The sequence below is a fragment of the Mesorhizobium sp. M7A.F.Ca.US.008.03.1.1 genome (genome assembly GCF_003997495.1).
GTDB lineage: Bacteria > Pseudomonadota > Alphaproteobacteria > Rhizobiales > Rhizobiaceae > Mesorhizobium.
On record NZ_RZRU01000016.1, the window covers coordinates 25,424 to 51,292 of the forward strand.

Annotated in this window: 16 protein-coding genes and 1 pseudogene; 6 read left to right on the forward strand and 11 right to left on the reverse strand. The window is 59.4% G+C overall.

The annotated features are described in order from the left end of the window. Positions 1-112 precede the first annotated feature (112 nt). Complete coding sequence (locus tag EOA16_RS21255; RefSeq protein ID WP_127260023.1) at positions 113-1,528, reverse strand: adenylate/guanylate cyclase domain-containing protein; 1,416 nt, start codon at positions 1,526-1,528, stop codon at positions 113-115. 102 nt (positions 1,529-1,630) lie between these two features. Between EOA16_RS21255 and EOA16_RS21260 the strand changes: the two genes are divergently transcribed. Next, positions 1,631-2,353 carry a GNAT family N-acetyltransferase gene (locus EOA16_RS21260; protein WP_245455993.1) on the forward strand — a complete coding sequence of 241 codons (723 nt, stop codon included), beginning with the start codon at positions 1,631-1,633 and terminating at the stop codon, positions 2,351-2,353. A 35-nt stretch (positions 2,354-2,388) separates the two neighbouring features. Then, entirely contained in the window at positions 2,389-3,732 is a 1,344-nt protein-coding gene (locus tag EOA16_RS21265; RefSeq protein WP_245455994.1) for a hypothetical protein, read from the forward strand. A gap of 22 nt (positions 3,733-3,754) precedes the next feature. Here the strand turns inward: EOA16_RS21265 and EOA16_RS21270 are convergent, their stop codons facing one another. Beyond that, the gene (locus EOA16_RS21270) at positions 3,755-5,527 is read right to left on the reverse strand and encodes an adenylate/guanylate cyclase domain-containing protein (protein WP_127260025.1); all 1,773 of its coding nucleotides are present in this window, start codon (positions 5,525-5,527) and stop codon (positions 3,755-3,757) included. A gap of 239 nt (positions 5,528-5,766) precedes the next feature. Between EOA16_RS21270 and EOA16_RS21275 the strand changes: the two genes are divergently transcribed. After that, complete coding sequence (locus tag EOA16_RS21275; RefSeq protein WP_164754353.1) at positions 5,767-9,066, forward strand: adenylate/guanylate cyclase domain-containing protein; 3,300 nt, start codon at positions 5,767-5,769, stop codon at positions 9,064-9,066. Between the two features lie 18 nt (positions 9,067-9,084). Further along, positions 9,085-9,765, forward strand: coding sequence for a peroxiredoxin-like family protein (locus EOA16_RS21280; RefSeq protein WP_127260026.1), 681 nt, complete (start codon positions 9,085-9,087; stop codon positions 9,763-9,765). Between the two features lie 86 nt (positions 9,766-9,851). Here the strand turns inward: EOA16_RS21280 and EOA16_RS21285 are convergent, their stop codons facing one another. The 4 genes from EOA16_RS21285 to EOA16_RS21300 are packed head-to-tail and all read right to left on the reverse strand — an operon-like array spanning position 9,852 to position 14,793. Next, positions 9,852-10,922: an adenylate/guanylate cyclase domain-containing protein gene (locus EOA16_RS21285; RefSeq protein WP_127260027.1), complete on the reverse strand. Its 1,071-nt coding sequence runs from the start codon at positions 10,920-10,922 to the stop codon at positions 9,852-9,854. Positions 10,923-10,925: 3 nt separating this feature from the next. Next, positions 10,926-11,420: a Rab family GTPase gene (locus tag EOA16_RS21290; protein ID WP_127260028.1), complete on the reverse strand. Its 495-nt coding sequence runs from the start codon at positions 11,418-11,420 to the stop codon at positions 10,926-10,928. A gap of 12 nt (positions 11,421-11,432) precedes the next feature. Continuing rightward, positions 11,433-14,111 (reverse strand): OmpA family protein, encoded by a 2,679-nt coding sequence (locus tag EOA16_RS21295; RefSeq protein WP_127260029.1) that lies wholly within the window; start codon positions 14,109-14,111, stop codon positions 11,433-11,435. 7 nt (positions 14,112-14,118) lie between these two features. Then, a complete protein-coding gene (locus EOA16_RS21300) occupies positions 14,119-14,793 on the reverse strand; it encodes a hypothetical protein (RefSeq protein WP_127260030.1) in 675 nt (224 codons plus the stop codon). Positions 14,794-15,685: 892 nt separating this feature from the next. On the opposite strand from EOA16_RS21300, the gene EOA16_RS21310 reads away from it, so the two are divergent. Together EOA16_RS21310 and EOA16_RS33290 are read left to right on the forward strand one after the other, a co-directional pair. Further along, complete coding sequence (locus tag EOA16_RS21310) at positions 15,686-18,592, forward strand: trifunctional glycosyltransferase/class I SAM-dependent methyltransferase/polysaccharide deacetylase (RefSeq protein ID WP_127260031.1); 2,907 nt, start codon at positions 15,686-15,688, stop codon at positions 18,590-18,592. Between the two features lie 151 nt (positions 18,593-18,743). Further along, positions 18,744-19,001 (forward strand): annotated as a pseudogene (locus EOA16_RS33290) (hypothetical protein); the annotation flags it as partial. A gap of 99 nt (positions 19,002-19,100) precedes the next feature. Here EOA16_RS33290 and EOA16_RS21325 read toward each other — a convergent pair. From EOA16_RS21325 to EOA16_RS21345, 5 genes are all read right to left on the reverse strand, one after another. Further along, on the reverse strand, positions 19,101-20,153 hold the full coding sequence (locus tag EOA16_RS21325) for a RelA/SpoT domain-containing protein (protein WP_164754346.1): 1,053 nt from the start codon (positions 20,151-20,153) through the stop codon (positions 19,101-19,103). A 436-nt stretch (positions 20,154-20,589) separates the two neighbouring features. Beyond that, positions 20,590-22,815 (reverse strand): mechanosensitive ion channel family protein, encoded by a 2,226-nt coding sequence (locus EOA16_RS21330; protein ID WP_127260033.1) that lies wholly within the window; start codon positions 22,813-22,815, stop codon positions 20,590-20,592. Between the two features lie 536 nt (positions 22,816-23,351). Beyond that, complete coding sequence (locus EOA16_RS21335; protein WP_127260034.1) at positions 23,352-24,113, reverse strand: glucose 1-dehydrogenase; 762 nt, start codon at positions 24,111-24,113, stop codon at positions 23,352-23,354. A gap of 10 nt (positions 24,114-24,123) precedes the next feature. Beyond that, complete coding sequence (locus tag EOA16_RS21340; protein ID WP_127260035.1) at positions 24,124-24,936, reverse strand: ABC transporter permease; 813 nt, start codon at positions 24,934-24,936, stop codon at positions 24,124-24,126. After that, on the reverse strand, positions 24,936-25,799 hold the full coding sequence (locus tag EOA16_RS21345; protein ID WP_127260036.1) for an ABC transporter permease: 864 nt from the start codon (positions 25,797-25,799) through the stop codon (positions 24,936-24,938). The genes EOA16_RS21340 and EOA16_RS21345 overlap by 1 nt, the downstream gene beginning before the upstream one ends. Between the last annotated feature and the right edge of the window lie 70 nt (positions 25,800-25,869).

Below are 25,869 nucleotides of genomic sequence, written 5' to 3' on the forward strand. Positions count from 1 at the left end.
ATCTTTTTCACGCAAACGCTGCTCTACCGCAATTCCAAGGGAAAGTGCTACGCGCTTTTCCCGAAAAACCGTTTACACCTTTCCTGGAATTGCTCTGGACGGCCCAATTTGCTCAGGGGATTGTATACACCGCTATCTCCCGCTCGATGCCGCGCAGCGAGACTTCGTGAGGCACGGGCGTCAGAGCGTTCCTGCGCAACAGATCGGCGGTGAGATTGTCGTCGACCACCGCACGGGTGGCGAAGATAGCCTGTGCGTTGGCCAGGTTCTGGACCCGTGAAGCAATGTTGACCGTCTGGCCGAAATAGTCCTGTCGCTCGTTCATGGACACGGCGATGCAGGGGCCGGCATGAACACCGATCTTGAGCAGCAAATCCTCGCGCCCGCTTCTGTCATTGAGCGCACGCATGGCATCACGCATCCTGAGGGCCGCAGCCATCGCGCGATCAGGCGTCGCGAATGTCGCCATCACCGCATCACCGATAGTCTTCACCACCGCGCCTGCCTCCGCCGCGACGATCTCGTGCAGAACCTGGAAATGCACGCGCACGAGATCGAAGGCTGAAAGGTCGCCCACCCGCTCGTAAAGCGCGGTCGATCCGCGCAGGTCGGTGAACAGGAAGGTGAGGCTGGTGATCTTCAGGCGCTGGTTGATGTCGAGCGTATCCGTACGATAGAGGTCGCGGAACGTCTGGTTGGTGAGCAGGCGCTTGGCGGTCAGAAAAGGCCGGCGTTTGCCCAGGAGATTATGCAATGCCTCGCCGGCGATGAAGACCGCCGGCAGCACGCGGGTGTCGGTCCTGTTTTCCAGCGAAATACGCAGCGGACCGGGTTGCATTTCCAGTGTCTGGTTCTGGACATGGTCGCGGTCGAAAGCCAACGACAGGCTTCGCCGCTCTTTTGTTGGTTCGCCCTTCGCGTCGATGAACTGCGCTGAATGGGTGACCGGCTCGAAGACGATGATGAATTCGGACGGAAGCTGTATGGGCAGAACGGCCTTTTCACCCGGCGCCAGCTCGATATCCGCCAGCGAGAACGCTTCTATGTCTTTCGCCAGATCCTCTTCCGGCAGATCGACGCCGGATCCCCAATAGATCTGGCGAAAGTATTCCACCAACGGCAGTTCGTGTGGATTGTGGGCGGCAATCCTGCGCACGCGGGAACTCACGGTGAATGTTACCTCGACCATTTCATCGAGGGTCGGCGAATAGCCTTCGGAACATAACGCGCAGGTGTATTCGTCCCTCTGCAGGGTTTTCAGCGTAGCGTTGGTGTCGAGCACGCCGCCACAGCCGGGGCACAGAACATTCCAGGAAATGTCGAAGATGCCCACCCGCGCCGCATGGAGGAAGGCGCTTATGGCGCGTTCCTCGTCGAGGGCGTGCTTGCTGGCGAAAGCCGGCACATTGATGCGGCAAAGTTCATGATCCTTGCCTTCCGCGATGGTCCGCCGGATCGCGTCGATTGCCTGAGGATCGACATCGGTCGATTGCCGCAAAAGCGAGAACAGATCCTGAGTTTCGGTCATCGTGCAGGCTCCGGAAAATGCGCCCCCGAGGTGGGTTGGCCGGAACCGGTCTTCGTTCCGGGCGCTCCATCTTACTTCGAAACCGATCGTACGGCCATTCGAATGGAAAAGCCCGCCGACGTGTCAATTCCGTCGGGATTTTCACCGATCATAAGCGGCACCATGGTGGGTCCATGGAGTATTCATACGCCGTCTCCCGGTACTTCAGCGCGCAATCGGCAACATAGATGCGGAGATGGCTGGATTTTCAGGCGACGTCCGGTGCATCGTGCCGGGCCGATTGCCTTCGCCGGGAAAGCCATGACCAGCACGACCTCGCCATTCCCAGAGAAAATCCAGCCGCAGCTCCGGGCCATTCGGCCAAGCGATGCGGAGGCGCTTTGCGCCATCTTCAACATGCCGGGCTTCCGCCGGGGCACGCTCAGGATGCCATTCGAGATGGTGGAGCAGGTAGAACGGCGTATCGCCAAGTCCGGCCAGGAAACCACCTGGATCGTTGCCGAGCTGGACGGCAAGGTCGTCGGCCATGGCAGCCTGGTCGTGCAGGGTTCGCCGCGCCGTTCGCATATCGGCGAGATCAATATCGGCCTTGACGATGGCTTCGTCAGCATGGGTATCGGCTCTGCCATACTTGGCGCGCTGCTTGACGTGGCCGACAACTGGCGCGCCCTGAAGCGGGTCGAATTGACCGTCTACGCCGACAACGAACCGGCCATTCGCCTCTACGCAAGCCACGGCTTCGAGGTCGAAGGCCGGCATGTGAAGGCCGGCTTTACCGAAGGGCGGTATCACGACCTTCTGAGCATGGCCCGGCTGCGGTTCTGATGACCACGGTCTTTGATCCAACCTTTAAGCCCCCGGTGGAACTTCTGGCAGTGCTGTCACTGCTCTGTCCGGAAGTCGTGCGTGACGTCGAGCAGAACTGGAATGCGCCGGTTTCCGAATACGCCCGCCATCTGTGGCGGCCGGTAGCAAGACCCGCATCGGGTCCGGCGATCGCTGCCCGCTCGATCCTGCTTGATATCCTGCATCAGCGCCTTGGTTTGTCCATGCAGCCTGAAGAGGTCGGCAGGGCCCTCCAAGAATTCGACCACAGACCCGTGATTCAGTCCGGCCTGCACTGCCTGCTTCTGATGGACCGGATCACCTTCGATGCCCTCCTGTTTGCCTGGCTCGGCGCGGTCGAAAACGGGCTGTCGGCCTTCGTCGGCTTCATGGGAACGACGATGACCATGGAGACAGTTGGCCGGGAGGGGCCGGGATGGCTCGATGTCGGCGACGACAAGGTCAACCTGTTTGGCATGGGGCGCCACAAACTGTGCCGCAAAAGCGCCTGCGCGGCCGGTCCCGTCACCCTCAACAAGCGCGCGCTCGAAGCGGTGGGCGATGAAACGGATGCCAGCCGGTGGCTGGGCACACTACTTGCCAGCCAGGACAAGGTGTTTGGAACCGCCGCCGACGCGCTGACAGCCCTCAACGAGGATCTGGTCGCCAATTGGGATCGTTCCGGCATGGCCCTGCCGGTTTTCATCGATGAACGGCTCGCCGCTTCTGCCATGGCGCGGCATCTGGAATACGACGGCAGCCTTCTTTGCAAGCTGCTCATCGAACCCGCAAGACGCCAGCGTCTCGAACATGCCTTGCAAGAAGCCGCATCGGGCCCATTCGGCAGATTCCTGCCCAATGCCACGGCCTATTTCTGGGGCATCCGCGAGGAGCGCGTGCGCAAGCTCGTCCTCGAGAACGGGTACCTGATCGAGCCTGACAGGCAGCATGGTCTTTCCATCCCGTTCGACCGGCCGCATCTCAAGCAGGCGCTCCTGGATGGCGTGCTGCTGCCGGACTTGTTCCTGACGTTCCTCGTCCTGGCCATATTGCCGCGTGTACGAGTTGTGGGCGGCCTGAGACAGATTGGCTATGTAGCGCTTTTCCACTCGATCCTGCTGGCTGCGCTGGATGAAGACGCACCGGAAGAGCGCGATCTGGCTACGGAGCTGCAGGTCCGGGAAAATGCCTGGGGCATGCAGGTCATCGATGAAAAGAGCTCGGTCCGCGAGCAGCTTGCCGGCCTGCCGGCAGGGGCGCTCTTCCCGGACCTGCTTCGGCAATATCGCTTGCGGACATTTGCCGAGATGACCGACGACCTGAAACTTGTTCGCGAAAACGCCCGATGGCGCAAGATCGGCCGGGCCTTTAGCATCTGATCCGGCCGCATGGCCTCACCTGTCATTGCACTATACCGGCCTTGCGGAGCCCGTCGACCATGAGTTCGAAATCGGCAGGGTTCTTGTAAGGCAAGACTTTGCGACGGTATTCCAGCGAATAGTCAGGATTGACGCGAAGCAACTCCTCCCAAGCCGCCCGGGCATCGCGCAAACGGCCCAGATGACCGTAACTGGCGGCCAGAAGCGCGCGAGAGACGTCTGTGCCAGCGTTGCGAGCCAGCCGTTGCAGCAAGAGGTCAACCGCCTCTTCGTACCTTCCCAGTTGAAACGACGCCAAAGCCTGGAAGTGCAGAAGCACATCCGGAAAATACGGATTCAAGGTCTTTCCCCGGGCGAAACTCCCGAGGGCCTCCTCGGATCTGCCCGAATAGTACATCGCCTCGCCGAGGCAGACGTGCGCTTCGGCGAAGTTCGGATTGAGGACCAGTGCTCGCTCGACCTGGTCGATGGCCTCATCGTGCCGCCGTGTGTACAGCTTGGCTATCGCCAGCGCCCAGTGCGCCCAGGGATCGCTGTCATCCAGCGTTACCGCTCGCGTTGCGGACTCTTCGGCTTGCGCCATCGATTCCGTCGGCGACGCACCCCACCTGTTCAGGTAATCGAGTCCGTGCGTGAGGGCGAGGAAAGCGAAGGCGGAGGCAAACTTCGGGTCCAGCTCGGTGGCACGTTGCAGGAGATCGCGGGCGGCGACGTTCGTGTCCTTCGTCAGCCGATGCCACAGCTCCCGGCCGCGAAGGAAACAGTCATACGCCTCCGTGTTGCGCGGGTGCTCGGGCGCCAGCCGCTGACGGGCGTCCGCAGTCAGGTTGAGCGCCAGCGCGCCGACGATCTGCTGCGTCACGTCGTCCTGGACGGCGAATATGTCGGTCAGGTCGCGATCGAACCGCTCCGCCCAAAGATGGCCACCCGAAACTGCATCGATGAGCTGCGCAGTGATGCGCACCCTGTTGCCCGACTTGCGTACGCTGCCCTCAAGGACATGCCGCACGCCGAGCTTCGTGCCTACCTCCTGCACATGGACATTCTGGCCCTTGAAGGTGAACGACGAATTGCGCGCGATGACGAAGAGCTGCGACAGTTTGGATAGCGCCGTGATGATATCCTCAGAAATTCCGTCGGCGAAGTAGTCCTGTTCGGCGTCACCGCTCATGTTGGCGAAGGGGAGAACGGCGATCGACAGCTTCGGAGGCGCTGCCGTCGCCGGCCGGCTCGCCGCGGTTTCGGGGCTCGCGGCCGCCTTGGTCGCGGCGCTGCCGACTTGCAGCGAATAGATCCGGATCGGCTCGGCAATGTTCTTGAGTTGTGTGCTGCCGAGATCGCTGACTGAGAGGTCGAGCCTCGCCTTGACCTGGCGGTAGGCATCCTCGGACAGGCAGATGGCGCCGGGCGCGGCGACGCCCTCCAAACGCGAGGCGATGTTGACGCCGTCTCCCATCAGGTCGCCGTCGCTTTCTTCGACCACATCTCCCAGATGGATGCCGATCCTGAACTCGATGCGGCGGTCCTGCGGCACGCCGGCATTGCGCTCAACCATACCATTCTGAACCTCTATGGCGCAGCGCACGGCATCCACCACACTGCGGAACTCCACCAGCGCCCCATCGCCGGTGCGCTTGATCAACCGGCCGTTGTGCACTGCGATGATTGGATCGATCAGGTCGCTGCGCAGTGCCCGCAACCTCGCCAAAGTACGATCTTCGTCGACGCTCGCGAGGCGGCTGTATCCGACCACATCTGCAGCCAGGATTGCGGCTAGCTTACGATTCTCGCTCAAGGGCCCGTCTCCTCATCTCAACGATAGCAGGAAGACCGAGACAAGAGAGAACTTTTGCAACCGACAGCCACGCAGCAACCCGAATCCGCAGCGCGCTGCCACAGAACCCACATCGATCGCCCGATGCTCATTTGCGCTGCCGCTTGCCGATTGACGACTATCGGTTCATCCTTGGTGATACTCTGGCCCTGAAGTGCGCGGGAGATCACGCCGTCACGGCCCCTAGTGAGGTCTGGTCGATGGACTGCTCAGGCTGCGGTTTCAAGGTTGAGGGCGGTTACGCTTTTTGTCCGAGGTGTGGCAAGCGCCAGCCTGTGCCTTGCGCCAGTTGCGGCTACCTCTGCGCAGCTGATTTCGAGTTCTGTCCGAAATGTGGGGCAAGCGTCGGTACGCCCGCAAAAGCCGTCGAACGGCCTGCTCCGACACCAAGCCGGACCCTTGTGCCGCCTTCTCGAACTCCGTCGCTGCTTGCGAACATCGAAGGCGAAGATGGGCTGCATCCCGTCTCTGACGCCGATCGACGGACGGTAACGGTCTTGTTCGCCGACCTTTGCGGCTTCACGACACTGAGCGAGCAGTTCGACCCTGAGGTCATGCAAGCGCTGCAGAACGAACTGTTCAAAGAATTGACGGCGTCGGTGCGAAACTTCGGTGGTTTCGTCGACAAATTCATTGGCGATGCACTGCTCGCTTTGTTTGGTGCACCGGTCGCGCATGAGGACGATCCGGAACGTGCGCTTCGCGCCGCCCTCGACATGATCGGCCGGACGGCGCGGCTCGGCGAACGCGCCCCCCACTCCGGCTCGCCGCTGTTACTTCACATCGGCATAAATACGGGTCCGGTGGTCACTGGCGGATTGGGCATCGGCACCGCCAAATCCTATTCGGTCACTGGCGACACAGTGAATACGGCGCAACGCCTGCAATCGCTGGCCGCACCGGGTGAGGTGCTGGTAGGCGAGCTCACTCATAGGCTGACCCGGCATGCCTTCTCCTACGAGTCGCTGGGTGATGTCATGCTTCGCGGCAAGGCTGGCGCTGTGCTCGTCCATCGACTGGATGCAGCGCTTACGGCGCCGCGTGCAGCGCGTGGGCTCGAGGCGCTCGGCCTTAGCGCGCCGATGATAGGTCGTGCTGCGGAACTCAGTAGAATGCTGGCGGGCCTTGACCAAGCGTGCGGCGGCTCGGCCCAACTTGTCCGCCTCGTCGGAGAAGCCGGTATCGGGAAATCGCGGCTGGTCAAGGAGTTCGTCGCCCGTGTCGGCGACGAGGATCGTTTTCGCAATGTCGCCGTGCGACAGGCCACGTGCTCACCGCTGGGCGAACAATCATTCGGCGCCTTGGGTGCAGTGGTGCGCAGCGCTGCCGGGATGATGCAAAACGACAATGGAGACGAAATGCGGGGGAAGCTCGCAGGTTTGCTTGCCGATCTCGGCCTAGAGGGCGAGGAGGCGAAGCGGCTGATGCCTCTGCTCTACCATGTGCTTGGCCTTGGCGACCCCGATGCCACCTTGCAGCATGTCGAGCCCGAGCAGCTGCGGCGGCAAATTCTCTACGCAGTCCGCACAATCATCGAACGGCGGCTTGCCTTGTCGCCGTTGTTGATTGTCGTCGAAGACCTGCACTGGGCCGACGCTGTGTCTCTCGAGGCACTACGTTTCGTGATGGACAGGTTGGAACGCACGCGGTTGATGTTACTGGTCACGCATCGTCCGGCGCCGGACAACGATCAGCTTGACTCAAGTCGGGTCAGTCACACATCGCTCAGGCTTTCGCCGCTCAACAATGATGATGGACGCAGCCTACTGGCGGCGCTTTTCGGCGAGAGCTGGATAAATTTCGCAGGAGGGCTTCTCGACCAGATCCTCGAGCGCGCGGGCGGCAACCCCCTTTTTGTAGAGGAGATCGTTCGCGGCCTTATCGATCGCGGTGTGCTGATACGCGAGGGCCGGCGATGGCGAACCGTGGCAGGCGAAGTCGCAACAGGCATTCCCGCCACTATCCAGGCAATGTTGCTTGCGCGCGTCGACCGGCTGCCACAAGAGGTGCGCCGGTTGGCCCAGGAAGCTGCGGTAATCGGCCCCCGCTTCGATGCCACACTTCTGAAAACAGTGACGACCGGCCCCGGCCGCGTAGAGGCCGGCTGCGAACTGCTTTGTGATGGGGAAATCATCGAGGAAGTTGCCGGATCTGGCTCGGTCTCGTCGCAAAGCTACCGCTTTACGCAAACATTGCTGCAGGACGTGATCTACCAGAATCTGCTCCTGCAACGCCGGACCGAAATCCACGGGCGGATTGGTGCTGCCTTGGAGCAACTGTGCGGCGACAAGCCGGAACGGCTCGAGGATTTGACCGTGCTCGGTCATCACTTCGCACAGAGCGCCGAGCGGGAGAAGGGCGCGCGCTATCTGCAGGCGGCAGGCGATCGAGCTCGCATGATATATGCCAACGACGACGCCGTTCGTTTCTACGAGCGAGCACTGACTGCGTTGGGCGCGACCGGCCAAACACCGCTCAAACTGGCAATTGCAGAGCGCATTGCCGATTTGAGCGGCTCGGCGGGCCGCCGCGAGATCGCGCACCACCACTACGAGACGGTGTTGCAGGCATACCGCGAGTTGGCCAATTGCGTTGCGTCGGCGCGAGTTTTACGCAAGATCGGTCGGCTGCTCTGGGACGTCGGCAAGCGGGACAAGGCGGAATCCCGCTATGCTGAAGCGGCAGCGCTCCTCGATGGAGCGGATGCCCCGATCGAGCAGGCGCATCTCTGGCAAGAACGTGGCCGGCAGGCGTTCCGGAGCGGAGATCACGCTCTTGCGGCAAAATGGGCAGACGCGGCGCTGGAGTGCGTAAGCACTCTGACAACAGAGCATGTCTCCGAGGTAGGGCGTGATGCCACTCTTGTGACCGCCGAGGCCCTCAATACCAAGGCTGTCGCCCTGGCTCGCCTTGGGCGAAACCCTGAAGCCGTGCGCCAGGTTGAGCAAAGCATTGAATTGGCCGAAGCCGCCGGCCTGCTGGCCGCGGCCTGCCGCGGCTACACCAATCTCGGCGTGCTTTATACGACCATCGATCCGGCACAGGCAATGGAGGTCTGTCGGCGCGGTCTTGAAGTGGCGCGCCATATTGGTGATTTGGGTTTCCAGGCGCGCCTCCTGGCCAATCTGGCGGTCGCTTGTTGTACATTCACGGATCGCTGTCCAACGGAGGGCGTGCCCGCTGCCGAGAAGGCCATCGAGATCGACCGGGCACTCGACCAGCGCGAGCACCTGCCGGTGCCGTTGATTGTGCTTGGGCAGATCCACCAGTGCAACGGCCGTTCGGACCTGGCTGTTGGCTTGTTCCACGAAGCACTGGACGTAGCCCGCGAAACAGCCGAACCCCAACTGCTTTTTCCGTGCTATGATGGTCTTGCAACGCTTAATCTCGACCTCGACAATCTGGCCGAGGCCGAACGCTACTTTTCCCTGGCGCAGGGTATATGCGCCCAGCACGGGCTCGACCCGGAAGCGCTTGTGGTGCTGCCTTTTCTCGACTAGCCGGGTTGGAGGTTGGTAATGTCCGCGCCTAGTGACCTGGTACCCCTTCGACCGGGCGACCGTGCGCCGAACGTGATACTCGACGCCATTACCCAGGAAGGCAAGATCGCGCTTGACGACTTTCGCGGACAAAAACCGGTGCTGGTCGGCCTGTTTCGAGGTTTGCACTGTGCGTTTTGCCGGCGCCATATCGCCGCCCAGGCGCGGCTTGATCCGGAGCTGCGCGAAAGGGGCGTGGAGAGCCTGACGGTGGTCAACACGCCGATCGAACGGGCGCGTCTCTATTTCCGCTACCACCCGATGCCGAATCTGCTTGCGGCCTCCGACCCTGAACGCGCTTCACATCGTGCTTTTGGATTGCCCAATCTCGAATTCACCCAAAACGAGACGAACTGGCCGTACAAGGTCTCGATGGCAGCGGTAAAGGACATGCGGGTCGACATACCAAGCGAGCTGCCCGGTCCTATGGATCCTATTGCGGCCGGCGGAATCCTCGACAAGAAAGACCATTACGAAATGACCGAAGCCGACGAGCAGATGATGGCAACGGGACACGGACAGCTGGTCGGTCAGTTCCTGCTGGACCGGCAGGGGATTGTCCGCTGGAGCTTCACGGAGGTTCCAGAGGGTGGGCGATATATGTTTGGGGCGCCAAACCCGCAGGAGCTGATGTCAGCCGTGTCCCAAGTCGCCCAATGAGGCCACCGTTGGGTCAAACCTTCGCGTTGATTGGTTTGCGGCTTGAGATTGCAATGGGCTCAGGATCGGCACTGTCGTGCGGCAAATCATGCCGGGAGCCGCCACATTCGCACACGACCTGCACCCCGCAATTCCGTTTCCTCGAGTGGATCGCAAGCAAATTTTGGTCCGAGCAGTTGGCGCGTTGCATCGGAAATACGAATTTCATCGGGCTCCGCGGACGTTTGAATACGTGAGGCGAGATTAACCGTCTCGCCCCACAGGTCATAGGCGAACCTCCTTTTGCCTATGACGCCAGCGACGATCGGTCCCGAGTGAATTCCAATTCTCAGCCTTATCGGTTCTCCCGCGAAGCGTTCGCGCTTGACCGCCTTGCGCAGTTCAACTGCATAGAGCGTGAGGGCTCGTGCATGATCGGATCGCGCGATGGGCAGGCCAGCGACCACCATGACACAATCGCCGATTGTCTTGATCTTTTCGCAGCCATGTCGTTCCGAGAGCCGATCCGCCGCCTTGAAGAAGTAATTCAAGATAGCGAGCGTCGTCACTGCTCCAACACTGCGCGCTCTTTCCGTAAAACCGACGATGTCGGCAAAAAGCACACTCACCTCCGCGTGGCTGTCGGCAATTTTCTTTTGCGCTTTCAACCGCTCCGCGATCGACGCCGGAAGAATATTGAGGAGCAGGGTTTCGGCGCGCTGATATTCACGCGCCAATCCCTCCTGGCTCTTCCTCAACGCCTCGTTCGTCGACTGTAATTTCTCGTTGAGTTGACGCTCCCTCTCTTGCAGGAGCGTCATTTCATAAGCCTTCTGCTGAAGCCGCTGCTTGTTGTCGCGTTCGGCAGTGGCGTCAAGAAAGAGCAGCCACACGCAGTCGTCGTCAGCAAAAAGATGAAGGTCCGCGACACGCCCGCTGGGCAGTTCGACCATAGCCATATGATATGGAAGCTCCGGGCAAGGCAGCAAACCTTCCATGAATTCAAGCTGATCGGTAACAGGCTTGCCGATGCGAAGGGATGAGAGCCCGTAATGTTCAACGTTACCGCCCTGCGCCGCTATGCGAAGCTGGGCGTCGATTTTCACATATGCGATAGAGTGCTCGTCGTAGAAGAAATTGTAAATCCAGCTTCCGACTTCTCTTGGCAATCTATGCATGGTCTATTTGGTGACCATCGAAGCAAGTTGAAGAAACGCATCATCGACATGCTCGCCCGAAAGCGCGCTTGTTAGATAGATTTGCCATCCAAATTTCCTCAGTTCGTTAATCTCGCTATCCGGTATTACCCATTGATCGGCCAGATCGGATTTGTTGAACAGCAATACAAACGGCATAGCACCGAATTCGGCCTCGACCCGCTCGCGCAGCGTGAGCGCGGCGGTAAGAGTAGCGGCGCGGGTTCCATCGACGACAAGCACGAGCCCTGTCGCACCTCGCACATGGCTGACGCGGAATGAGCCGATGTCGTCTTCGCCAGCCAAATCCCACAAAATCAGATCCACTGTTTTGTCCGGGAGTGCGACACTCTTCTTGTCGATTTTCACTCCCACCGTGGTCAAGTAGGTTTCTGAAAAGATGCTTTTCACAAACCTGCGAACTAGGCTCGTCTTTCCGACAGAGAACCCGCCCAACATACAGATCTTTTTTTGCAACATCTTGGGCTCCGCCTAGTCCAGGTTTACCGTAACCGAAACCCGGCGATTGGTGGAGCTACCAGCTTGACTATTTTCAGGGACCGCTGGTTCAAAGGTGCCCGCGCCTCGAACCAGCAGCAGTTCCGGAGCGACGCCGCGCTTGTTGAGAAGCGCACGAACTGTCTCGGCGCGGGCGGCGCTGATCGAAGCGTTGGCCGTCTCACGGCCCGTGGTGTCCGAATGGCCGGTCAACATGAACCGCGCTGTTACGCCTGACTTGCGGGCATTTTGGGCGAATTCCTTTATTTGTTCCGCCAACCTGTCGAGAGCCGGCGTCTGCTCTGGTCCCGGCACAACTTTGCCGGAAGAGAAGAAAATATCGGTCGTCTGGATGGCTTCTCTCAAATGATTGAGTTCTGCGAGGTCCAACTCATGCAGCTGCGAGACATCCAGAACCACTCCGTCCGCCGAAAGTTGTTCAGCGGCGGTCTGCGCCCGGTTGACCCAGGTGGCAGGAGCCTCGCCCACGACAACGATGCGACCCTGGATGATCGAAAGCCGGACCGATTTCGGCGGGGTCAGCGACGCCGTCAGCCGCTTCACCACAAACTTCGGATCAAGGCTCTGATAGAACTGCCACTGTGAATGGACGCGGGCAGGATCAACCCCCGTTCCGGAAAGCAGAGCTTGCGGGTCGGCGGCAAGCGGGTCTCTCAGGCCGGAAATGTAGAAATGTCCACCCCTCGCCGATTGTTGGGCGACGATAATTCCCGGTTGAGCCTCAAGTCGCGACACATAAGACTGCCAGTGTTCCGCTGCGCGCGCTTCGGGGCTCACATCACGAACCTTGGAAAAGTCGAATTCCGGTCCGCCTGCCGAAAGCTGTCGGGCCGCTGCGCGCGCACGATCTATCCAGATGTCGGGAGCCTCGCCCTCGGCAACGATGCGATCATTGACGATCGAAAGTCGTACTGTATCCGGCGGATATAGGGACGCCGTCAGCCGCTTCAACACGAACTCCGGCTCAAGGCTCTGATAGAATTGCCACTTTGAATGAACCCGGACGGGATTGACCTGCGTTCCAGGTAACAGCGACTGCGGGTCGGCGCTAAGCGGGTCTCTCAGACCGGCAATATAGAATTGGCCATCGTGTATTTTTTGTTGTGCAACGATGATGCCCGGCTGGGCCTCCAGTCGCGACACGTAGGCCTGCCAACGCTCCGCCTCGAGCACATCGGGGCTTACGTCACGAACCTTGGAGATGTCGAATTCCGGTCCTCCTGCCGAAAGCAGTCGGGCCGCTGCGCGCGCCCGATCTATCCAGGTGTCGGGAGCCTCACCCTCGGCAACGATGCGATCGTTGTCGATCGATAGTCGTACTGAATCCGGCGGAGCCAGCGAGCCCTTCAGCCGCTTAAGCACGAACTCCGGTTCAAGGCTCTGATAGAATTGCCATTGCGAATGAACCTGGGCGGGATCGACCTCAGTTCCGGACAACAGCGATTGTGGGTCGGCGGCAAGCGGGTCTCTCAGGCCGGCAATATAGAATTGGCCATCGCGTACCTGTTGTTCGGCAACGATGATGCCCGGCTGGGCCTCCAGTCGCGACACGTAAGCCTGCCAGCGCGACACATAGGCCTGCCAGCGCTGCCCGGATTGCCACGAAAGAAAGAACCCGCCGCCTGCTAGACCCAAAAGCAGCAGGGCGGCAACCACCACCAGCCACGGAAATCCCTGGTGCGATTCCTCCTGCTTCAGCTCGACGCATGTCCGCAACTGCGCCTCTACGCCGGTCAGTTGCGAACTGTCGCCGTCAAACTCCGCTAAAGCCTCTGAGGATCCCTCATGAATGCGAAGCAACACATCGCGCACTATTTCATGCAATTCCTCTGGCGGATTTCCTCGGATCACCGAAACCAGGGTTGCAAACGGTCCAACTTCCGACCAGAGGCGAAGATCGCCAAAACGGATGGTGTCGAGGCTGCTCTGCTCTTTCTCGTTAAACGAGTCTTTTACAAAATCTTGAATTGCGCTAAGCATCGAAGAAATAAGTTGAGGATCTTCGCTGTTCGCATTATCCGCAGTTACATGGGCTATCAAAAGCCCGGAGTTGCGGTTAATGAGAAAGATATGTTCTATGCGGTAAACAAGGGAATGCTTCAGGACAACTTCGGAGAAGCTGGCGCCAGTTCTCCAAGCTTCGAATCTCCACTTGAGCCCATGCCAAGTAAATATATGTCTTAAAGTTTCATTCAGCGACTGAAAGGTCTGGTCGATCTTTTCCCCGATCGATTTGCGGATGGCCGGCAGAAACACCGGGTATAATATATCCGTCAGCGTGCGCGGGCTCGTCTGGATCGAGCGTTGCACAGCCCTTTCGACAGCCGGCGCAAGCGCCTCGCCGAGTTGGGCATGAGGCGCGCGTGCGGCGGCAATGGGAAGGACGTCGCCCACTGCTGCCGCAAGCTGCTGGGGTTCGTCAAGCAGATGCGTAACTCGTGAAAGCTCCGAAATTTCGCGGCTGACCAGCAACTGGCGCAGCGTTTCCATGCGAGGATCGGCGGCTGGGATTCCGTCGAAACGCGCGCGATAGTCCGGATCGACGTTCCGGGCAATTTCAATCAAAAGACGAGCCAGAGCCTCGCGATCAATTTCTGTATCGTTCGAGGCTGTTCTTTGCGGAAGACTGATTGGGTCGACGGTTGACGTCAAGGTCCCATCAACTCACTTTCCAGCTACGATCCGAGTTGCTCTTGCTGCCGACGGGATCCTGATTCAGACATTTCGCAACTTCTACAAACAGGCCAGCCAAAAGATTTCGGTCGGTCTTGACGTTGCTGAGATCGGCAAACATTTTCTCTATCAGCATCTGAACGCCTTCATTCTTCTGCTTGATTTCCTCACGCAGCAAATGATCGTTTCGATTTATCCGGTCCGAAACGTCGCGCTCAAGCGCGCTCAATTGATCCGACAACGCGCGCACCTGCTTTTCAAGTGCCTGGTTTTGCTCGCGAAGATTCCGGTCAATTTCCTTATCGGCATCGGCTCGTGAATCTTTTTCGTTCCGCAATTGCGCCGCAAGCGAATCGATCTGCTTCTTTGCATTTGACTCGTACATCTCAAGATTGCGCTTGGCTTCGGATTCGACATCCTTGAAGCGCTGCAACACCCGTTCTTCAAGCTTGGAAAAACGGCGGTCATAGTCCTGCATCTGGTTGCCGAACAGCAGATCACGTATCTTGTCGACACCTACGGGGTCGCCGGCGCCTCCGTTCTCGCGAGCCTGGGCCGCCATGAAGTTCAGCCCGCTTCCGTCTGCATTACCCATCAGATTTGCGTCCGCCTTGTTTGCGGAGGAAGCGGTACTCGAAGTACTCGAAGATTCCTTGGCCATCCTTATACCCCTCTATTTGAACGCCTGCCACCGTGCAGAAACCCATAAACAGGTGAAGATGCCAGCAAAATCTCCAACCCGCAAGCCGGAATCTGCTTGGCTCAAGCCAATTTGCGCGCTCCTTTTACACCTCTTGGACTGACAGCAAAGCACGAGTTCCGGTTGGTATCGATCTAGCACCTCTCTGTTGTAGCAAACATTTTGGCTAATCTAATTATCCTTTTGACGTAATCTACTACGTGGAAAAGTAATACGGCGCCATTATATTTCTATTGTATCTGGTCCAAGTAACGTATTGTCATTAGAGATGGCTAAAATAACTGTTCCAGCGGGCAGCATATTGTCTCTATCCCGACTATATACTGCCACCATCAGCTTCGTGGCGAGCTCATCAGTAGAAGGAGAACCTTCTTTCGCACGAACAACCGCCGTTCGAGAATGCAGCCCGGAATCGAGGTGTTTCGGTCGATAAGAGGGAGCAATAGGCCCCCAAAAGCTGCAGTCATTCAAACCAAAGCTTCAGTGGGCTTGCTTTGTTGCGCCCTCGATTGCAAAGGACGTCGGTTTGCACTAGCTAGGTGCCACGGACCGGCAGCTTGTGGTCATGGTGCCGATTCCAGGGATCGACATGAGTATACGGCATGCTAGGCTTTGACATGCATCTGCGACAGCTGGCGCCCGAACACGGCCCCACGGATGCGCGCCAAGCTTCCAACATTGCTAGCACGACAGGAGCAGGATCGCACTCCAGCCAATGGTGGCGCGACGGCTCGGAAGAGTTCACAGAAGACTGTTTGGACGCAGAATGCTCGATGACCGTTTCCTTTGGCAGGAAATCGCCGGCTATGTCTCGGGACTTTTGTACCTTCGAACCAAGCGTGGGTAAGACGGCATGGCGCATAATCCATTGGTTTCAATTGTGGTTCCTGCGCACAACGCGGAGGTCACGCTGGCGCGCGCACTCGATTGCCTTCTCGATCAGGAAATCGTGGATTGGGAGGCGATCATCGTTGACGACGCCTCCACGGACCGCACCCCCGCGATCATTGCTGGTTATGTGGAACAAGATGCCCGATTTCGGACGTTGAGTTCTTGCACGCATAGCCCCGCTAGCGCGCGCAATAGCGGGATTTCTACGGCCCGCGGCCACTGGCTCATGTTTCTGGATGCGGAAGATTGGGTAGACGCCAGCTTCCTCGCGAAAATGTTAGCCGCACTGGAGGCCGCGCCCCATTCAGTGGCCGCCTATTGCGGTTCTCAGCGCGTGATGCCCGATGGCGAACTTATCCCGTTGAGCATCTCGTCAGAGGTTGCGATCCAGCCCTTCGAAACATTTGCCCGCCGGTGTGCCATCGCCGCTCGCGCGCTGCTGGTCGACCGGGAGACAATCGTCGAGTTGGGCGGTTTCGATGTGTCGCTGCGCACGTGCGAGGACTGGGATCTGTGGCAGCGTCTCGCCCGTCTCGGCAGAAATTGGGTAATGGTCGACGAGCCGCTCGCCTTCTACCGGACTAGCCCCAACTCGCTCACCCGCGATTCATCTCAGATGCTGGCCGACGCGGAAATCGTGATCGCCCGTGGCTTCTCTGCCGACTCCAGAGTCAAACACCCGGCGTCTATCCACGCCAACGGAGCGAATTCGGCGGATGGCCGCACCGCTTCCGAAGCACTGGCGTGGTTCGCATTGTGGAACGCCGCGTCGGGTTGCGGAGGCGGCTCGGGCTCGATCAACCCGCAGTCCCTGCGCGCGCTTCCGGCCGGACGCAAGTGGGCGAGTGAGATCGCCAAGGTAGCCGTCAATGGCCTTGCGGTGGGAAGCCTGTCTGTGCCGGCGCAACTGGCTGCCGGGTGGGGAAGGTTCGGCGGCGCCATCACCGAGTTGATTACCGAACTCGGCAAGGTATGGGACAATCCCGCAGCGGCTCGCCGCATCCAGTATCAGCTTGAGCAAATGCTTCTCGAGGCCGACGATCTTGGCGCGCCGCGCAGGCTGGCGCGAACACTTGGAATCCGCGTCGACGCTCGAAATCCGACCTCGACCGAACTGCCGGAAGGAATCGACCAAATCTATGCCTACCTGGTGATGGATGGCCACATCGAGGCCGTCGTACAATTCGGCGTGCTCGGGACAGTGACAAGGGATCATTGGATTGAACTGATCCGGGATTTCGCACCGCAAAAGGAGGCTGGCGCCAATATTCCGAACACGCTTGCAGCCCGGGCATTGTCAGGCACAGCCGAACGCGGGCCTGATCCGGACAGCCACTTCGGCAAACTCGCGCGATCGGCTGCGCAAGCGCGGGAGTTGGTTCGGTCGAGCGCCGAGCCTGCGGTGCCTTCCGCCGCGCCGCGCCGTGCACGGGTCAGGCACGACGAGAATCGCACGTCGTTCTGGAATGGCTATTTCGCGACCGAGGATCCCTGGAACTACGGTTCGTCCTATGAGCAGGAAAAATATGAGCGGCAGCTCGAAATTCTGCCTGCCGGTCCCATCAGACGGGCGCTTGAGCTCGCCTGCGCGGAGGGCCACTTCACGCGCCAGTTGGCGCCGCGAGTGGGCCATTTGACCGCAACCGACATCTCCGCCATAGCCGTTGGACGGGCGCGCGCGCGATGCAGCGATCAGCCGAACATTGAATTCGGCCTGTTGGATTTCTCCGCCGACACGCTGCCGGGTGAGATGGATCTGATCTTCTGTTCGGAAGTGCTCTACTATCTGGATGATCTCGCCGAGTTGCGGCGCATTGCCAGGAAATTCGCCGAGGCGTTGGCGCCTGGCGGCAGCTTCATCAGCGCACACGCATTCGTGCTGCGTGACAATGTTGAAAGGACGGGCTTCGACTGGAACACATTCGGTGCACAAACGATATCAGAGACGCTGGCAGCGACCGAAGGTCTCGTCCTCGAGCAGTCAATCCAGACCGAGCTCTATCGCATAGACCGCTTCCGCCGCCTGTCACCGGACGATGTCGTGACCGAACCGAGCATTGATCATGTGCCGATCCATGCGCCCATCGGACTCGGGGTCGCCCGAAATATCGTCTGGGGCGGGGCGCGGGCCTTGCGCCGCGACGTCGCGCGCAGCGAGCGGCGGCCACGTGTCCCTGTCCTCATGTATCATAGTGTCGCCGATGAAGGTCCGCCCGCGCTCGCCCGTTTTCGGCTAACGCCCGCCGCATTCGGCAGCCAGATGGCATGGCTGCGCGCCAATGGCTTTCACGCGATCACGTCCGAGCACCTGGAATGGTCCATTGCCAACTGTCAGCCTTTCGCTGGACGCCCAGTGCTCATCACCTTCGATGACGGCTTCCAGAACTTTGCCGATCGGGCCTGGCCGACGTTGCGCGCGAACGACCTGACCGCGGAAGTGTTCCTGGTGACTGACCTAGTGGGTGAAAGCGCGCAGTGGGATGCCGAAAACGGTCCGCCGACGCAGCTTATGGATGCCGGGACGGTGCGGCGGCTTGCCGCCGAAGGTGCGTTCTTCGGAAGCCATCTCGCGACGCATCGCGCGATCGATGGTCTGTCGAGCTCTGACTTGGCCGCCGAACTGCTGCGCTCTCGTATGTTCATCGAACGTTGGACCGGTCGACCAACCTCGGCGTTCGCGGCACCCTTCTCTGTCACCGACCGACGGCTCGGCAGATTGGCCAAGGAGTCCGGCTATCGAATCGGCTTCGGCAGCAGACACGGGCCGGCGGACCTTAATTGCGATCCCATCGACCTTCCGCGCATCGAGATTCGCGGGGATCGCTCGCTCGACCACTTTGTCGCCACCGTCGAGGCCATGCTCGATTAACGGTGATCTTTGTCACTGTCATTCGATGAGACGCTTCGCACGCGCCCAGACTGCGGCGGTCGCCCGATGTCACCCCGAGATCGGGATGACCTGCCCATCGGATGACCTGCCCCCGGCGGCTGAGTAACACTGCCAAAATGCCCGGCGCGCCAGCATCTTCAAGCGCGGCATGCGCGGCGCCTATCAGCCTTGCGCAAAAAAGCATCTGCACCGCGACCTCTCCGAATGTGACTTCCGCCATAATTCACGCGCAGCCCCTGGCATGAACGACGATGCACGGGCCGGTCGCAGCCTTGATGGTATCGCGGCAAGCGCCTCGCCGCAGGTACTTAACACTGAAGCGACGCCGCTTAAGCCGACCATAATAGGGCCTTTCGTAGGGTTCGGAGCGACCACCTGTGCAGGCTAATGCATGTCGCCCAAAAGTGACCTCGGTTTTGGGAGAACGACATGCATAAAAACAAAGATCTAAAGCGGGTCGCCTGAATCCGTTCAGACGCGACACACTTTAGCTGTATTCGATAGCCGCTTTTCCCGTGCAGATGGATTTCAGATTACGAGCAAACAAGTAAACGTCTCCGAAGTAATTCGGATACATTTCAACAAGCTTTTCTTTCTTATCCACCTCGACCAAGACAGCCTTCACCTCAATGCCCCTTAGCTCGATTTTTTGCTCTATCTCTTTCAATTTTTGTGCGCCTAATATAAGCGCCCAGAACGGCTCGATGGAAAGTTTATGATCTTTTCCATATTGAAGCAAATAGTATCGGTTCTTTTCCGCTTGATGCACGAAGTTTTCTGGGCAGTTGGTAGTATTATTGATTTTTTCTAGTATGCCGGTCGCATCTATACGCTTGTTGATATCCCGCAATTCTCGGACCCGGTCATTGTGATTCGGAACACTTATATGAACGGGGCACTGCTCAACGTACGCGAATTCCGCCGACATAAGCTGGAAAAGGCGCAGCCAATCCTGGTCGCCCTTTCCGTGCTTCAAATCCTGGCCCCGAAATAGCCCGACAGCCTCAACAGCAGTTGCCCATGAGTGCTGAAGCTTGGTACGAACTTGCAGCTCGATGCGTCGTCCGTCGAAAGCCTCGGTGTCGGCATCTCTGGGTCGGTATTGGAAAACAATATGGTGACTTCGATACCCGTCCGGCTTCGGCTCATCGATATAGTTAAACTCCCTAGAGTGGATCTCATGGGGAAACTTGTCTCGCATCGATGCGAGAAGCGAGCGAACACCTTTGATATCGGCCATGATCGCTCGGCAACCGCCGATGTCGTTCATGGTGTCCAAATTGGTGGTGGACTCTCGAAGCTTCCGACGAATGGATGCCATGCGCTTCGGCCGGGATGCCATGTCGCCCTTCAGTCTTAGGGCTCTTATGTGATGACCGACAGAGAACCGAACGCTGCGCATCGGCAGAAAGTGCGAGTCGCGCCAACTATTGGCGATTGAGAAAATTTCGAGTGCGTCCACATACTGGCCGACAGTGATGTCTCGTCCGAACTGAATAGGTTTTGCCAGCCGGTCGCCTGCTTTGCGAACGGCTTTCATGCTGTAGGCTAGGCGCGGGTACTCAGTCATTGGAGCCAAGAGTCAAGATAGGCCGCCTCATTCTGGACTGGCGGAACTAATGCAGGGGAATCAGATCCCATTAGTCGTATCCGTTTGTGTACGCGAAGTACCATAGCGCGCGACAGATACCGTCTCGGCCATATGTGCCTAGATCGCGCCCTGGCCATAACGCGGACGTAAATGCCGTCACGGTCAGCCAGCTTATAGTTCTTTTCAGTGCTTTAAGGGCGACGCCGACAACATAGCAATTGCCTCCTGAAAGATACCTCAGGACAATTGAAGGTTGTGTCGCAAATCCGGAGATTGGTCGCGAATGGTGATAGCCAGGACCCTGATCACGAGGCTCCCAAAAAATCGAAGAGCATTCATGCCGCAACAAACTTGCTGAAAATTTGCGACGGAACCCACAGCTTTCCTACTCGGTTGTGCCAGCTTTCTTTCTGCGCCTATTGGTGTGCGACTGCGCGACGGCCATTTTCAACTCGGGTGTGATCTCCAATGGTGCATCCTCTGCCCCATGTGAGTCCTGCAGCCCCTGAACGTGGACGGTTGGGAATGGGAGTTCGATGCCCTGCTCTTTGAAGGCCTGGCGGAGGCGTAAATAGAATCTGCCTTTCATGCTGAAGGCGCCACCCGGTCTGGTTGTGACCTTGACCCTCAATACGATGCCGTACTCGCCGAACTCCTGTACGCCCTGCATCTTGATTGGTTCGAGCACCCAGTGTTTGAACTCGGGATCTTCCGCCAGTTCGAGGCCGATTCGCTTGATCAGCTTACGGGCGAAGTCGATGTCGGTGTCATAGCCGACAGTGATGTTGAATTTGTCGGTGACCCAGTCACGGCTCTGGTTCTGGACGGCCCCAAGTTCACCGAAAGGTATTGTGAACAGCGGTCCACGATGGTGGCGCAGCTTCACCGAGCGCAGCGAAAAGCTCTCCACCGTACCCCTGTAGCTGCCCGAGCAAATGTATTCGCCGACACGAAAGGCGTCATCGAGCAGAAAAAACACGCCTGAAATAACGTCCTTGACGACGGTTTGTGCGCCAAAGCCCACGGCGACACCGACGACGCCAGCGCCGGCGATCAGCGGGCCGATCTGGATACCGATTGAGGCGAGCATCATCAGCACCGCCATCACGACGATCATTGCGAGCAGAATGTTCTGGATAATCGGCAAAAGCGTGCGCAACCGCGCCTGTTGTGGGTCGATGGTCAGGATTTCCTCCTCTCCCATTGCTGCGTGCGGCATCTCGATGCCCAGCTTTCGTTCGATCAAAGCCTTGATGATCGACCAGCCGAAATCGGCAGCAAGCGCAATGACCACGACATTGATCAATCCGCGCAGTATGAGCGTAGCGGTCTTATCGCTGTCCCGCATGGATTGCATGTCCAGACCCAGGACACGCGCGAGAAGATAAGCCGCCGCCAGGATAAAAATCATCCGGATTCCCCGGTCGATGGCTGCGATCGTCACCGCTGCGATCGTAGGCCGGCCAGCATCTTCCGAACCCGGCCGCAGGACGAAATTGACCCCGCGCTCGGTCAATACGATTGCCATGGGCAGGAAGAATGCGGCGAAGGTAAACCAGAAGATAATGTAAAGGCCTGCGATGCGCTCCAGGAACAGAACGACGAAATAAGCAGTCAACAACCATGTCTTTGCCGTGTGACCGCTGTGGCTCGCACCGTCTCGCCTTGCTTTTGGCCGACGCCAAATGGCCAGCAGGAAGAGCAACAGCAGCACGAAATCGGCGCCGACCGTCAGGGCCATCATTCCGTCCTGGTCGATGCCGAGACCGGGCAAGAGGATGAACGCGGCGCCGAAGAAGGCGAAGACCCCAAGGATCCGGGGTAGCCAATAGGACCAATGGTCGGCCGTTTCGTTGGTGATCGGCAAAGCACGAACCTCGACGGCGTTCTCGACGTTCATGAAGGAAGGGACGAGCGTGGCCATGACGTACAGGCGCACCCCCCATGTAAAGACCGCAGCGATCAGAAATGTCAGCACAATTTCGCGGATAAGCATTGGCCAATCGAATAACATGAACGCGCCGGCGCTACCCAGGCCGAACGAGACGATCATCATGCTGGAATAAAGCGTGCGACCGCCAATTTTCTTGGCCCGCCCAATGGGCGTATCTTTCGGCTGTGCGATGACCCAAAGACGAAATGGACGGGTGAGCTTGTACGTTGCCCAGGTGAGCGCCAGGCCAGCGGCGATGAAGATCGCAACCAGCACCAATATGCTTGCAGGGCCTTTGTTGGACATATCGTCCATAGTATTGGCCCGGACGCGCGCAAACTGGCCCGGCAGCGAGGGCAAGGTTCGAACGATCTTTTCAATATGATGTTTGATCCGATCGAGTGTCGAGGAGGCCATCGTGTTCATCTGGCCTGGCGCAGCCGCGGCGCCGCCCGACGTGTCGGCCGGCGGAGCGCCCGCCCCGGCAGGTGTCCCCGTTGATCCGGCGTCCTGATTTCGTTGTTCGGCCACCCAAGCCTTCACCGACGGATCGTCGAGAAGCTCAAACAGCTGTTTGACCCTTTCAGGTGCGGCGGCCGCCGGCATTTGCGCCTGTGCATGACCAGCCAACAAAAGGGCGATCACAAAGACGAGCGGCCTGGCAATCAGGACAAACATCGCCGCCAGGTCTCCGAGATGTCGTGCCGGGCGCGCCAGAGTCTTGGCTCCCAATCGTCGATTCAAGATTGGCATCGTGGGGTAACCTTCCGGTCAAATCGTCGAGCAAAGACAGCTAGATCCGTAGTTGCACCCACCTTGAAGAAACCGATGTAGCGGTGCAAGACATCATCGTTCCGCCAGCCAATCCCTCCGCATATTCGCCTTTCCCAAGCCTGAGTAGATCCCCGGATACAAAGGCCGATTGACCATGCACTGGAATCCCAGCACGGTCCATATCGGGTGGGCTTCATCTCAACGGTGCCACGATACAAAGACCGATCGTTACTGGCTTCCGGACAACTTAATTCGCTATCGACATAGTCATTGGCATCGTTTTGGCGAGCAGATTTCTTATGCCTAATAGCGGGTGAAAGAAAATGGAGAGGATTATATTTTCAACGACGCCCTTTGGGTGGCGGCCGATGTCGCTTGCCATGCTGGCAGCGCAAAACGATTCACGTTCCCGAGGGCAGGGTGACGATCGAAACATGGTCTCAGCCGATGCTTTCACCGCCGTCGATCACCAGCGCCTGGCCGGTCATGAAGGATGAGCGGTCGGAGACGAGGAACAGGATCGCTTCGGCGATCTCATCGGCGCTGGCCCAGCGGCCCATCGGGATCTTGGTGCGGACATAGGTTTCGATCGCCTCGCGTCCGCCCATCTGGGCGATGAACGGTTCGTTGAACGGCGTATCGACCCAGCCCGGACAGAGCGCGTTGACGCGGACATTGTGACGGGCATAGTCGAGCGACATCTGCCGTGTCATTGCCACCGCCGCATGTTTGGAGGTTGCGTAGGCAATCATCTCGCGGTCGTAGAACACGCCGGAATTGGAGGCGGTGTTGAGGATGACGCCGCCGCCTCGTGCGACCATCGATGGCATGACCAGCCTGGCCGCCAGGAACTGCGCCCGCACATTGACCCGCCACGATGCATCCATGCCGCCGACCTCGACTTCGGTCAGCGTGCCGCCAACCTGGATGCCGGCATGATTGTGCAGGATGTCGATGCGCCCATGCCTGTCGAGCGTGCCGGCAATGAGGTGCTCGACCGCCGCGTCGTCAGCGACATCGGTGGCGATCGCGTCGGTCTTCCCGCCCGCCGCCCGGATGTCAGAAGCCGTTGCTTCGCCAGCAGCCTGATCCCTGTCGGCGATGACGACCACCGCGCCTTCCCTGGCCATGATCATCGCGCCGGCACGCCCGATGCCGGAGCCGGCGCCTGTCACCACGGCGATGCGGTCTTTGAGGATCATGATGCGGCTTTCAGTTCGATGGTTTGCGTTGGCGCAATTGCCATTGGGCGAGCACCACAAGCAGCACGGAGGCGACGAGCACGATCGTCGCGATGGCATTGATTTCCGGCGTCACGCCACGCCGGATCGACGCGAAGACATAGATCGGCAGCGTCGTCTGCGCGCCGGCGACGAAAAAGGCGATGATGAAATCGTCGAAAGAGAAGGTGAAGGCGAGCAGGAAGCCTGCGACAACCGCCGGCATGATCTGCGGCAGCACGATCGAGCGGAACGTCGTCAACGGCGTGGCGTAGAGATCGCTCGACGCCTCGACCAGATTGCGGTCGAGGCTGCCGAGCCGGGTGCCGACGATCATCGTCACCAGCGCCATCGAGAACAGCCCGTGCGCCGCGACGATCGAGCCGTAGCCGAGCGCCAGGCGCGGCGGCTGGTCGTCGGGCCAGATCGAGGCGAGGAACGGATTGACGACGCCAAAGAGCTGAACGAGCGCGACCAGTGTCGAAATGCCGATGACGACACCCGGAACGACGATCGCGGCGCCCAGAAGCGCGTCGAAGACCGCGCGTTTTCTGATGCCGACGCGCGCCAGGCCGAGTGCTGCCGCCGTGCCGCACAACGCCGCCAGCAAGGCGCTGGTGGTGGCGATGAACAGGCTGTTCTTCAGCGCTTCGACCAGGAATGGGTTCGCCAGTGCCTTGCCGTACCATTGCACCGAAAAGCCGGTGAACTCGCTGGCATGGTGGCCGGCGTTGAAGGAGAACAGCACGACCAGCGCGATCGGCAGATAGAGAAAGGCGAACACCGCAATGACGAAGGCGCGCATCAGATCAGATCCACCCGGCGCGCGCCCGAAACCCGGGTCGAGATGCGGTTGGCGGCAATCAGCACCACCACCGATACCAGCACCAGCGTGATCGCGATGGCCGATCCGAACGGCCAGTTGCGCGACTGCAGGAACAGGTCGACCAGCCCATTGCCGATGAAGAACACCTTGCCGCCGCCGAGCAGCGTCGGGATCAGATATTCGCCAAGCAGCAGGATCATGACCAGCGAGAAGCCGGTCATCACGCCCGGCAGCGACAGTTTCAGCGTCACGCCGAGGAAGGTCGAGAGCGGCGTCGCGCCGAGATCGGCGGAGGCCTCCAGCAACCTGCGATCAAGCCGCTCGAGGCTGACATAGATCGGCAGGATCATCAGCGGCAGATACCCATAGACGATGCCGAGCAACACGGCGCCCGGCGTGTTGATCAGCCTGATATCCTCGAACCCGATATAAGCAAGCAATGCCGGGATGCCGCGCCCGCCCAGCACATACATCCAGGCATAGGTCCGCATCAGAAGGCTGGTCCAGAACGGGATGACGACCAACGCAAGCAGGATCAGCCGCCAGCGCTGCGGTGCGCGCAGAGCAAGATAATAGGCAACCGGGTAGGCGACGAGCAGGCAGGCAAGCGCTCCCACCGGCGCCAGCACCATCGTGTTCCAGAAGGCGGTCGCCCGCGCCGGAAGATTGGCATATTGCGCGAAAGTGAAGGCGGCCTGGTAGCCGCCTTCCGGCGCTCGTTCGCCGACGCTGAACACCGCGATGGCGATGAATGGCAGCACCAGAAACACCACCAGCCACGCAGTCGCCGGACCGAGCAGCATGGCGGTCAGAAGATTCCTGCGTAGACGGCTGCCGTGCATGGAGAGATTTGCCCCGTGCCGGCGGGTATGAACCCGCCGGTCAAGTTATCTGAATCGAATTTGAGGCCGT

Coding starts and splice junctions, on each gene's coding strand:
- EOA16_RS21285 (WP_127260027.1), bottom strand. CDS start 10,922: ATGCATAGATTGCCAAGAGAAGTCGGAAGCTGGATTTACAATTTCTTC.
- EOA16_RS21300 (WP_127260030.1), bottom strand. CDS start 14,793: ATGGCCAAGGAATCTTCGAGTACTTCGAGTACCGCTTCCTCCGCAAAC.
- EOA16_RS21280 (WP_127260026.1), top strand. CDS start 9,085: ATGTCCGCGCCTAGTGACCTGGTACCCCTTCGACCGGGCGACCGTGCG.
- EOA16_RS21275 (WP_164754353.1), top strand. CDS start 5,767: ATGGACTGCTCAGGCTGCGGTTTCAAGGTTGAGGGCGGTTACGCTTTT.
- EOA16_RS21340 (WP_127260035.1), bottom strand. CDS start 24,936: ATGCGCGCCTTCGTCATTGCGGTGTTCGCCTTTCTCTATCTGCCGATC.
- EOA16_RS21330 (WP_127260033.1), bottom strand. CDS start 22,815: ATGTTTGTCCTGATTGCCAGGCCGCTCGTCTTTGTGATCGCCCTTTTG.
- EOA16_RS21290 (WP_127260028.1), bottom strand. CDS start 11,420: ATGTTGCAAAAAAAGATCTGTATGTTGGGCGGGTTCTCTGTCGGAAAG.
- EOA16_RS21260 (WP_245455993.1), top strand. CDS start 1,631: ATGGAAAAGCCCGCCGACGTGTCAATTCCGTCGGGATTTTCACCGATC.
- EOA16_RS21325 (WP_164754346.1), bottom strand. CDS start 20,153: ATGAAAGCCGTTCGCAAAGCAGGCGACCGGCTGGCAAAACCTATTCAG.
- EOA16_RS21255 (WP_127260023.1), bottom strand. CDS start 1,528: ATGACCGAAACTCAGGATCTGTTCTCGCTTTTGCGGCAATCGACCGAT.
- EOA16_RS21335 (WP_127260034.1), bottom strand. CDS start 24,113: ATGATCCTCAAAGACCGCATCGCCGTGGTGACAGGCGCCGGCTCCGGC.
- EOA16_RS21310 (WP_127260031.1), top strand. CDS start 15,686: ATGGCGCATAATCCATTGGTTTCAATTGTGGTTCCTGCGCACAACGCG.
- EOA16_RS21345 (WP_127260036.1), bottom strand. CDS start 25,799: ATGCACGGCAGCCGTCTACGCAGGAATCTTCTGACCGCCATGCTGCTC.